The 9,885-nt window shown below is 41.0% G+C and carries 6 protein-coding genes and 2 pseudogenes; 1 reads left to right on the top strand and 7 read right to left on the bottom strand.

Features of this window, described 5'->3' with window-relative positions; translation table 11 throughout:
• Positions 1 to 209 precede the first annotated feature (209 nt).
• A pseudogene (locus GBN19_RS09400) lies at positions 210 to 560 on the top strand (autotransporter outer membrane beta-barrel domain-containing protein); the annotation flags it as partial.
• On the opposite strand, the pseudogene GBN19_RS09395 reads toward GBN19_RS09400, so the two are convergent.
• The 7 genes and pseudogenes from GBN19_RS09395 to GBN19_RS09365 all read right to left on the bottom strand — a co-directional run.
• Positions 525 to 1,448 (bottom strand): annotated as a pseudogene (locus tag GBN19_RS09395) (TniQ family protein); the annotation flags it as partial. The pseudogenes GBN19_RS09400 and GBN19_RS09395 overlap by 36 nt on opposite strands.
• A 15-nt stretch (positions 1,449 to 1,463) precedes the next feature.
• On the bottom strand, positions 1,464 to 3,044 hold the full coding sequence (locus tag GBN19_RS09390; RefSeq protein WP_375707867.1) for an ATP-binding protein: 1,581 nt from the start codon (positions 3,042 to 3,044) through the stop codon (positions 1,464 to 1,466).
• A 68-nt stretch (positions 3,045 to 3,112) separates the two neighbouring features.
• Entirely contained in the window at positions 3,113 to 5,203 is a 2,091-nt protein-coding gene (locus GBN19_RS09385; protein ID WP_151777955.1) for an integrase catalytic domain-containing protein, read from the bottom strand.
• The gene (locus GBN19_RS09380; RefSeq protein WP_031953563.1) at positions 5,187 to 5,996 is read right to left on the bottom strand and encodes a heteromeric transposase endonuclease subunit TnsA; all 810 of its coding nucleotides are present in this window, start codon (positions 5,994 to 5,996) and stop codon (positions 5,187 to 5,189) included. Before GBN19_RS09380 ends, GBN19_RS09385 begins: the two co-directional genes overlap by 17 nt.
• Positions 5,997 to 6,155: 159 nt before the next feature.
• Positions 6,156 to 7,997, bottom strand: a complete 1,842-nt coding sequence (gene glmS / locus GBN19_RS09375) for a glutamine--fructose-6-phosphate transaminase (isomerizing) (RefSeq protein WP_151777954.1) — start codon at positions 7,995 to 7,997, stop codon at positions 6,156 to 6,158.
• 12 nt (positions 7,998 to 8,009) lie between these two features.
• Positions 8,010 to 9,374, bottom strand: a complete 1,365-nt coding sequence (gene glmU, locus GBN19_RS09370; RefSeq protein ID WP_151777953.1) for a bifunctional UDP-N-acetylglucosamine diphosphorylase/glucosamine-1-phosphate N-acetyltransferase GlmU — start codon at positions 9,372 to 9,374, stop codon at positions 8,010 to 8,012.
• Positions 9,375 to 9,394: 20 nt separating this feature from the next.
• Positions 9,395 to 9,871, bottom strand: a complete 477-nt coding sequence (locus tag GBN19_RS09365; RefSeq protein ID WP_151709459.1) for a phosphatidylglycerophosphatase A family protein — start codon at positions 9,869 to 9,871, stop codon at positions 9,395 to 9,397.
• Positions 9,872 to 9,885 lie beyond the last annotated feature (14 nt).

The raw sequence follows: 9,885 nt of genomic DNA, 5'->3' as shown, positions 1-9,885 counted from the left end.
CGCGACTCATGAGTGCTCGGTTATATGCGGGCCAATTGGTTGTACGGTAGATTTTGTGTGTAGGCTTCTTCATTTGAAAATTATATCGCTGAAAAAGCCTTTACAGATAGGTTTGTGCAACAAAGCCTCTCAGCAGTAAAAATACATCTGCAACACAAACATTACGCCCTGAGGCCGGATCTTATTTAGCAAATCTAGCTGCTGCAAATACATTATTTGAGATCAATCTACAAGATCGTTTTGCCGCCGGCAAAACAAATTCGCAAACAGTGTGGATCAAAGGCACTACAGACCGTACCAAATTTAAAGATACAACAGGGCAAATTTCAACTCAAACAAACCAATCTACAGTTCAGTTGGGTGTTGATCTAGTCCAGTTGGACAACAGTCAAGATCAACATTTTGCAGCAGGTTTAATGACAGGTTATGGTAAAGCAACCAGTGATAGTCATTCATCTATAAGTGGTTATCAATCTACAGGAACTGTAGATGGCTATAATATTGGTGTTTATGCAACACTGTCAAATAGAGCTGACATATTGCATAATTTCTTTAGGTGATATTTCGGGTATAAATGAAGACCAGACAATACAATGTTCCAAGAAACTAAAGGCTTTGCGATGCTTTCTGAAAATCGATCTAAACCAAGATGTATCTTGATCAGGATCAATCCCTAAATTCTTAGAACGAAGATAACCAATATTAAAATTTTTAATCACCTGCTCATAAGTTTGCTCATGACATACATGATTCCCTCTACGGAAATTTTTTGCATCAGCAATTTCCAAATAAAACCTAGTCCATTGTTCATAGCTTGGCGATGGTTGAGGTTCAAGTTGCAATAACTCTACAGCCATTTTCCCTAATATGAAGTCTTCCTTGAAGTAGGGATTAGGTATGTCCTGAGTTTGATTTGGTAATAAGGGCAAGAAAAGATGCCGATGCTGTTGTTGAATATAATCTTGAGACAGAAGTGAACAATTGTGTTTCAGGCAGATTGAAAGGTTGGGTAGAAACCAAGCTCTATTCCAGAAATACTCTCCATAAATTTCTCGTTGCTGCTGTATACAGATTGGACAGTAACGAAATTTGGTGTTGTTGGGGACCCTAGAAGCATTCAGACCAAGCATAAGATGAACAGAGCCAGATGCCTGCTCAGCCATTAAGGTGATTGCTTTTTGTCGATGAGATTCCTGAACAAAAGGTGCATATAAACCAAAAATGGTATGTTTATAAATCAGGTCTATTAAACTAAAACAGCCAGTTCGCTCTAATAAATGTACGACAGCATTTAAATGACTGGGTAAGTCTATGGTAGCAACGACTTTTCTATCTTGGTAAACCTCATCAAGTAACTGTTTAGGACTTTGAATGCCATGATGTAATCCAGCACGGGCGATGGTACTGTAAATCAGCTCATCAGGAAGTGGTGTTGGAAAATTCCACATGATTCTTACCCCATACTATGACAACAGGTCTGACATTTGCAGAATTAAACCTTGACGGTCTAATTGGGTATAAATACTTTCTGAACTGGTTGGATTCATCGAAAAAATATGACGAAGATCGGTATCTGCCAACTCATTCCATTGTTTTAAGCTAATCCGTTGTTTTTTCTTTTTGGTTGCTGGTGCTTGTGAGGGTGTATTGTCTGTCTCCATTGCTTGAACAATAGCAGCCAAGAGCTGTTGTCTGGATATTTGGGGTTTTAACGCTACAATTTTTTGAATGGCAAAGATGATGGAGTCTGATGGAAACTCATCTTTTAGCATCAGATATACACGTCGTTGATCATCATTACTCAACTGTTTTAAGGCTCGGTCTTCTTCGGATTCAACGGTGGATGCAGAGATTTTCTGAATAAGATGGATGATTTTCTTATCCATATCGGGTACAGCCAAATCTGAGAATTGAGCTATCCGTTCAGGTATACCTGAACGTAATGCGCTGAGCATAGGATGTACAAGTTTCAGTTCATCCTCATAAACACGTTTCAGCAGCTCTACAGTAATCGTTTCTGCTCCCGTTGCGAGGGCACGTAACTGGGCCAAAATAAAAAGTTTTACTACAATATCGAGAATACCTTGGCTCAAATCAAACCAGGTATCTCGAATCTCATCATTTAAGATAGGGTCTCTTTTCTGCAAATACTGCAACTTCCAAAGCGTATTGGTAAATGCTATCCACTCAGGGTTTTGACTCTTCTGATCAGGTAGGTATTGGGGGATTGGGTTCCAAAAGATAGACCCTAAACCAGCAGCACGTCGACTGGAACGTAGATCAAGATCAAAGATGTCTCTAGCTTTAGGTGTACCCACGAACAGCACAGGAATACCAATGGTATTGGTCATGGTGACAAAGAAGTTCAGCATTTTCTCTGAACCGCCAGACTTTGCTCGACTCAAATGTTGTATTTCATCAATGACTAACAGGCCTAAGGCAAACATATTGGCTGTTTGCGCCATGAGGGCAAGCATGGTTTCTACGCCATGTCTTTTCATCCCATACTTTTTCTCATAATTTGAACCGATGATTTTATCAATCGCTCGAAAAAAATTGAGACAAAGCTCTTTGAGTGAACCATCATGCGAGCAATCTATCTTTAAATAGACGATTTGATGGCAATTTAATGTGGGGTGAAAAATGACTTGAGGATATGCCCCTAGTATTCTTCGTAAAGAGGTCGTCTTACCACTACCTGAACAGCCAATGATAGCCATGCTATGAGCAGTTGACTCTGTTTCATCAAAGCGTTTGGCATTAAGGTCACTTGTTCGCAATCTTTCATAACCATTTTGCAGATGTTGTTGTAATTTCCCTGTATTTGGATTGCGACCAACATATCCTCCACGAATCATGAGAGAAATACGTTCACTCAGTAACATATGCATTGCCAAAGGCTGGAAAAATGAGCCTGTGATCTGATGGATATTATGGGCACGAATAACCCTTTTCTGTTTTATATCATCAAGAGTAGGCGTTACTTTTGAGATAAGATTTTTTGTATCTTCAAAAGGTTCTTGAATAGGCGGTAGAGCCTCAATGAATGGATTATCTTTATAAGCATGAACACCAGTGTCCTGATATTCTGCATTTCATATTATATGATTTGTCATGATTGATCATCCTCATCATCAAAAAGACCTGGAACGAACTGCGGATAGCTTGATTCATCTTGTTTTGGCTTAAATGAAATAATCGTTCCTTGATCTTTAGGATGTTTATCAGTTTTTAAGGAAGTATTCGATAATTTCTCATTTTCACGAACAGACTTTTTATTCGATTTTATTTCAGATAAACGCTGGCGATTGGATACACCAGAGTTGGTCGCCATTTTTTTTGCTTCAGCAATAGTGTCACGAATAAATTGATCCAGCTCTCTACGAGCAGCTTTGCTATTATCCTTTTCAATCGCATGTAGATTTTTTTCTTGATCTTGTATCTCCCACACTTGCCAAAAAGACATACCCGCAAATTGACGACTTTTGGTTGATAAAGAGCATTCCCAATAGATTGTACTATCATGTTTTGGGAATAAATATATCTTATCTACACAGCTTGGATCGTAGGCCGCTTGAAGATCCTGTGGGCGAGTGACTTCTTTACTACGATGTAGCCAGCCTTCTCTGAGTATCTCTGATCCAATGTAATACAGGCCCCATAAATTGACACCAGAAGTGGAAATGGAAACTTTCTTACGAGGTAGTATCATGATTCGTAAAGTATCTGGATCTACAGTACGAAGATGGCCTGTACGGTTTTGGATTCCCCAGTTCCATATATGTAATGGAATTGAGGGTAGGTCTGGAGGGAAATCTGCATCTCTGTCATAAGTATCCAATACATGATACTGATTACGATAAAGTATTGTCTTTATGATCATTTTGGCAAAGGCAGAAATAGGCAAAACCGCATCAAGACGGTAATCACTTTCGCCATGTTTTTGAATACGATTTCCTTTGACTACTCCAGGAGCATAAGGTTTGAATTCTGCCTGTAATGTTCCGAAATAGCGTTCAACAATACCTTTTGCATCCCCTCGATAGGCAGGTGCATTTTCAATACGAACATTATAACCATGGACTAAGCGTTCGACCTGATGACTCATCATTTCACCACGGTCAGCAAGAATGGCATCAGGTAAACCTAGGGTTGGCCATTGTTCTGGCTCGATATCAATTCCAAGCAATTTGCATAAACTGACTTTATCACTGCAAGCATTTACAATCGCCTGCATGGCAACAACATAGGATGGATTATGAAATCCGATATAGAATCCCACAACCATTCTGCTAAAAACGTCAACCACTACATATAGGATAGGACGACCTAGAATCTTACTTCGATCATCATCAGCAACTAAATAGATATCGGCAATAGTCGCATCAATTTCATAACGACTACCAGGCCCAAGCGTATTTGCTGTAGCAGTTCCACTTAATGGACGTACATCTTTTTGGAAACTTAATACAGGAGTTCTGGCTTCTATCCTTTGAGGAAGTTCATATTCACGTTTGTAGAAATGGTCAAATTGTCTACGTGTAGGAATATCTCCTTGTTTTATATGTGGGTAATGTTGGACAAAAAGTTCTTCAAATTGTCGATGAGCCGATGTGATATTAATTTTCTTGTCATTTAATAATTCAGATTCAACGATTAACCGAAAGAGCCTTTCAATTTCTGGCGTAATTTTAATACCAGTTCCATCGCCAAATTTACGCTTTGCCCCTGACTTTTTAGAACCTGCCAAGGTTCTTGGCTTTCCTGGTGCACCAGCATTTCTATAATCTGGCAATAAGGCATTTGGAATTTGGCCTCTTTGCCAATAGCGGCGTAGGTATTTGTATATCGTCGCCTTAGTTGCGATATTTGTCTGCTCTACTAAACGAACCCGTTTAGCTCTAATCTCTTCATTGAAACAGCCCGTGTCATATACGATTGGTTCAATAATTCGGTAAGCCTGAGCACGTTTTTCAAAAGCGACTGAGTTTACGGGTGGCTCTATAGACTTAAGATATTCAAAAGGGTCTGAACTTCTAAATAAGCGTTTTTCATCAATCCATTGTGAAAGTTGTTCTTCAAGAACTAAAGATGGAACTCCTTTGGCTTCCTCCATATGAATCCATATGATTTCACCAGATTGAAAGAATAAAATCCGGTAGTGGCTTTCATCAAATTTAACGACCTCATTGATTTGCCACATAAGATACCTCTAAATCAAACACCAGGTCCGATCCTGTTAATTTCTGGAATGGCTGTTGGATATCAAATTTAATAAAACGATTTGCTATAAGGGTTCTTAAATATTGTAGGGTTGTTCCAGCCGTAGTTCTTTCTTGAATATCAATCTCTTTACAGAGTTTAATGATAGAAATCCCAGGTTTTTTTGAAAAATAATAAGAAATGGTATGTAGGTTATCCCAGATATCAGGCTCTAATTGTTCAGTAATAAAAGGGCTCAACCATTCAAGATTTTTTCGGGCAGTTGTGGGAATATTTTGTTCCGTCACAATACTCCATGGGATTTCTTTAACCTCCCAGTATCGACGTTCAATTTCGAGTTTTTCGATAGTTCTTTCTTTGATGAGCTCTTTTAAGGGCTTTACCTGAATCACAAACTGAGGCTGTTTCTTATCATTTGTATCAATCAGAAAATCGGAAGTCATGACCTGTTCTGAGCCTTGTATGCTGGGATGTCTCAAACCATGCTCTAAACAGATTTCTTTTGTGTCATCTAGATTCAAAGGAAATTGTTCCCGAATATCCTGAACAGAACTAGACCAATCTAAAATCAAAAAAACATACAGTTCCAGATTAGAAAGTAAATGATGAACTCTTTGCGTTTTATGAGAGTAAATACGATGAGAGACCCCACGAGAGGGTACATCCTGAATAGTCAGCCATGGTTGGTAATCTTTTCCCATACCTTGTCCACGACCACTTTTTATTCTTTTGTGAATTTGTTCTGGTGTGAAGAATCTTGGTGTTCTACTCATAGAAAAACCCAGCCTACTTTTTAATCAGTATAGCTGGGTTTATCTAGTTTACAACTTTAATGTCTAGTTTAGAACTATATTGTTACAGTTTAGAACTTTAATGTTTAGTTTAAAACTATATTGTCTAAACACATTTCCTTTAATCCACCGATCACAGAATTATTCGACCGTCACCGATTTTGCCAAGTTACGTGGCTGATCCACATCTGTACCGCGCAGTACCGCAACATGGTAAGACAACAACTGTACAGGTACGCTGTAGACGATTGGCGCAAGCCATTCATTCACGCTTGGAATTTTCACCACGTGTTGACGGTCTTTTTCATTGATGCCACTTTGCTCATCGGCAAAAACAAACAATTCACCACCACGCGCTTGCACTTCTTCCATGTTTGATTTGAGTTTATCGAGCATGTCATCTTGTGGCGCAAGAATGACCACAGGCATGTCATTGTCAACCAGTGCCAATGGGCCATGCTTGAGTTCACCCGCCGCATAGCCTTCTGCATGAATGTAAGAAATTTCTTTGAGTTTCAATGCACCTTCTAGTGCAATCGGGAAGTGCGTACCACGACCCAAGAACAGGCAGTGTTGCTTTTCAACAAACAATTCAGACAAACGCAAAATTTCGGCATTATGTTGTAAAGTATCGAGAACAACTTTTGGACAGTGCCATAACTCACGGGTAATTTCAGCAATTTTCTCAGCAGATAGGCGTTGTTTGACTTGACCGATTTTCAGTAACAACAACATTAAAGCAGCCAACTGTGTGGTAAATGCTTTGGTTGAAGCGACGCCAATTTCAGGGCCAGCAAGTGTTAGCAAGTGATGATCTGTTTCGCGAACCATCGATGAGGTTGCTACATTACAGATGGTCATGGTTGAAATGTTCAAGCCTTTTGCTGCGGCACGTTTTTGTGTATCGCGTAGCGCTGCCAAAGTATCTGCGGTTTCCCCTGATTGTGAAATACACACATACAAGGTACGGTTGATGATCACAGGCGAACGGTAGCGGAATTCACTGGCAATTTCGACTTGGCAAGGCACATCAATCAATTGCTCTGCCCAGTATTTGGCAATCATGCCTGCATGGTAACTGGTACCACAGGCAATAATTTGAATTTGCTCGATATTGTTAAAATCAACTTCCGCATTGGCAAGGAAATCTTCACGCAAAGCATCGCCATTCAATGCTTGAGAAATGGTTTGTTGCAGCGCTTCAGGCTGTTCATAGATTTCTTTAAGCATGTAGTGCTTGTATTCACCTTTCGATGAATTGCTGACGGTTGCATCAAGCTCTTTCACAGGGCGTTGAATCGCTTGTGTACCGTGCGCATAAATTTCAATGCTGGTACGGGTTAAACGCGCAATATCACCTTCTTCAAGGTAGATAAAGCGGTTGGTGATTGGCAATAATGCCAACTGGTCAGAACCGATAAAGTTCTCACCAATCCCCACACCAATCACCAGTGGAGAACCTTCACGGACTGTAATCAGTTCATTTGGATAGTCGGCATGGACGATACCCAGTGCATAAGCACCTTTGAGTTTAGACACGATGCTTTGTACTGCAACCAAAAGTGAATCTGCAGTTTTGAGTGCTTCAGCCACCAAATGAGCAACCACTTCGGTGTCTGTTTGAGAGTTGAAGATATAACCCAGCGTTTGTAAGTCTTCTTTCAGCTCAGCGTAGTTCTCAATAATGCCGTTATGCACGACAGCAACTTTGCCTGAAATATGTGGATGCGCATTGGTTTCGGTTGGTTTCCCATGCGTTGCCCAACGGGTATGTGCAATGCCTAGGTTTCCAGAGACCTGATGTGATTTCACTGCTTCTTCAAGGTTAACCACTTTACCCACGCGACGTTCACGTAGCACTTGACCTTGATTAATTAAAGCCAGACCAGCCGAGTCATAGCCACGGTATTCAAGGCGCTTGAGACCTTCAATTAAAATTTCACTGATATTTCGTTCGGCAACGCCACCAACAATACCACACATAGGATTTACCTCTTATTTCTTAGTCTTTTGGGGACGTTGATAATCTGCTTTTTCAATTTGTGGAGCGCGTTCAAAAGCCAGTGCATTGTCCACCACATCTCGGGTAATGACTGAGCCTGCACCAATCGTTGCACCATTGCCAATTTTGACTGGCGCAACCAGTGAACTATTTGAACCAATAAATGCGGCATCACCAATAATGGTTTTGTGTTTATTTGCACCATCATAGTTACAGGTAATCGTGCCCGCACCGATATTTGAGCCCGCACCGACTTCAGCATCACCTAAATAGGTAAAGTGGTTGGCTTTAGAGCCTAAGCCGATACTTGAGTTTTTCACTTCAACAAAGTTGCCGATATGCACGTCATTGGCCAGTTTTGCACCTGGACGTAAACGGGCAAATGGCCCGATTTGAGTATCTTCACCGACGACCGCACCATCGAAAATGCTATAAGGCTGAACTTTGGTGCCTGCGGCAATTTTGGTATTTTTTAATACGCAGCCTGCACCAATTTCCACACCATCACCGAGTTCGCAATCGCCTTCAATAATCACATTGATGTCAATACGCACGTCTTGACCAACTTTGAGCTGACCACGCAAGTCGAAGCGTTTTGGATCGGTTAAAGTCACGCCTTGACGCATCAACTCGAGTGCTTGTTGCGCTTGGAATTCACGTTCTAAAGCGGCAAGTTGAATACGGTCATTCACGCCTTCAACTTCAAAGGCTTGTTCAGGTTGAATCGATGCAATTTCTAAACCTTCAGCCACCGCCATTTCAACGATATCCGTCAGGTAATATTCGCCCTGAGCATTGTTATTGGATAGTTTTGGCAGCCATTCATGTAATTTGGCATTGCTGACACAGTAAATGCCTGTGTTAATTTCTTGAATCTGGCGCTGTGCATCAGAGGCATCTTTATGCTCGACAATGGCTTGAATTTGACCATTTTCACGCACAATACGACCGTAACCTGTTGGATTGTCTACCGTGAGGGTAATCATGCCAATACCCGTTTGGCTTGAGGCATCGAGCAGTTGCTCTAAGGTTTGCTGGCGTACAAGCGGCACATCACCGTATAGAATCAGGGAAATCCCGTCTTGTGGCAAAACAGGTAAAGTGACTTGTACGGCATGACCTGTACCGAGTTGTTCAGCTTGTTCCACCCATTGAATCTGTTCATGGCTGAAAGCATCTTTGACCAAATCACCGCCATGCCCATAAATGGTAATAATATTTTGAGCTTGGAGTTGTTTTGCAGTTTGAATCACATGACCGAGTAAAGGTTGCCCTGCTAATGGTTGTAACACTTTTGGCAATTTAGAGCGCATGCGCGTGCCTTTACCAGCAGCAAGAATAATCACGGTAGTTGACATAATAACCTACTTAAATGGCGTTAAGCCCCTGAAAGTACTAAATATACGGTAATACATAATGCAGCCCAAATCCCTGCAATAATGTCATCCAGCATAATACCGAAGCCACCTGCAACCTTTTGGTCAGCAATACGAATCGGCCATGGTTTCCACACATCAAACAGGCGGAATAACGCAAAGCCAATCAGTGCCCATTGTATATGCATTACATTAAAAAAGATTAAAGGCAATAAAGTAATTGATTGTCCTGCAAACTCATCCCAAACAATCCGTCCATCATCATGTACGCCAATCACTTTGGCGGTATGCCCGCAAATCCAGATCCCGACAAGGGACATCACAATGATTGCGAATACCGAGCCATAAAAGCCCAAGGCAATCCAGATCGGAATAAACAAGAGTGCAAAGGCTGAGCCAAATGTACCGGGTGCTTTGGGTGCTAGACCTGAGCCTAAGCCGACGCCACAAAACACGACGCAGCGATCAAACCAAGACATGTCTTGGAATTTAA

Source organism: Acinetobacter brisouii, assembly GCF_008993995.1.
Lineage (GTDB): Bacteria > Pseudomonadota > Gammaproteobacteria > Pseudomonadales > Moraxellaceae > Acinetobacter > Acinetobacter brisouii_A.
Note: the sequence above shows the minus strand (reverse complement) of the source record. Positions and strands in the feature narration are given on the sequence as shown.

Bases quoted from the DNA above. Each gene is read 5' to 3' on its own strand.
- GBN19_RS09385 (WP_151777955.1), bottom strand. From the start codon at position 5,203: ATGTGGCAAATCAATGAGGTCGTTAAATTTGATGAAAGCCACTACCGG.
- GBN19_RS09380 (WP_031953563.1), bottom strand. From the start codon at position 5,996: ATGAGTAGAACACCAAGATTCTTCACACCAGAACAAATTCACAAAAGA.
- glmS (WP_151777954.1), bottom strand. From the start codon at position 7,997: ATGTGTGGTATTGTTGGTGGCGTTGCCGAACGAAATATCAGTGAAATT.
- glmU (WP_151777953.1), bottom strand. From the start codon at position 9,374: ATGTCAACTACCGTGATTATTCTTGCTGCTGGTAAAGGCACGCGCATG.
- GBN19_RS09365 (WP_151709459.1), bottom strand. From the start codon at position 9,871: ATGTCTTGGTTTGATCGCTGCGTCGTGTTTTGTGGCGTCGGCTTAGGC.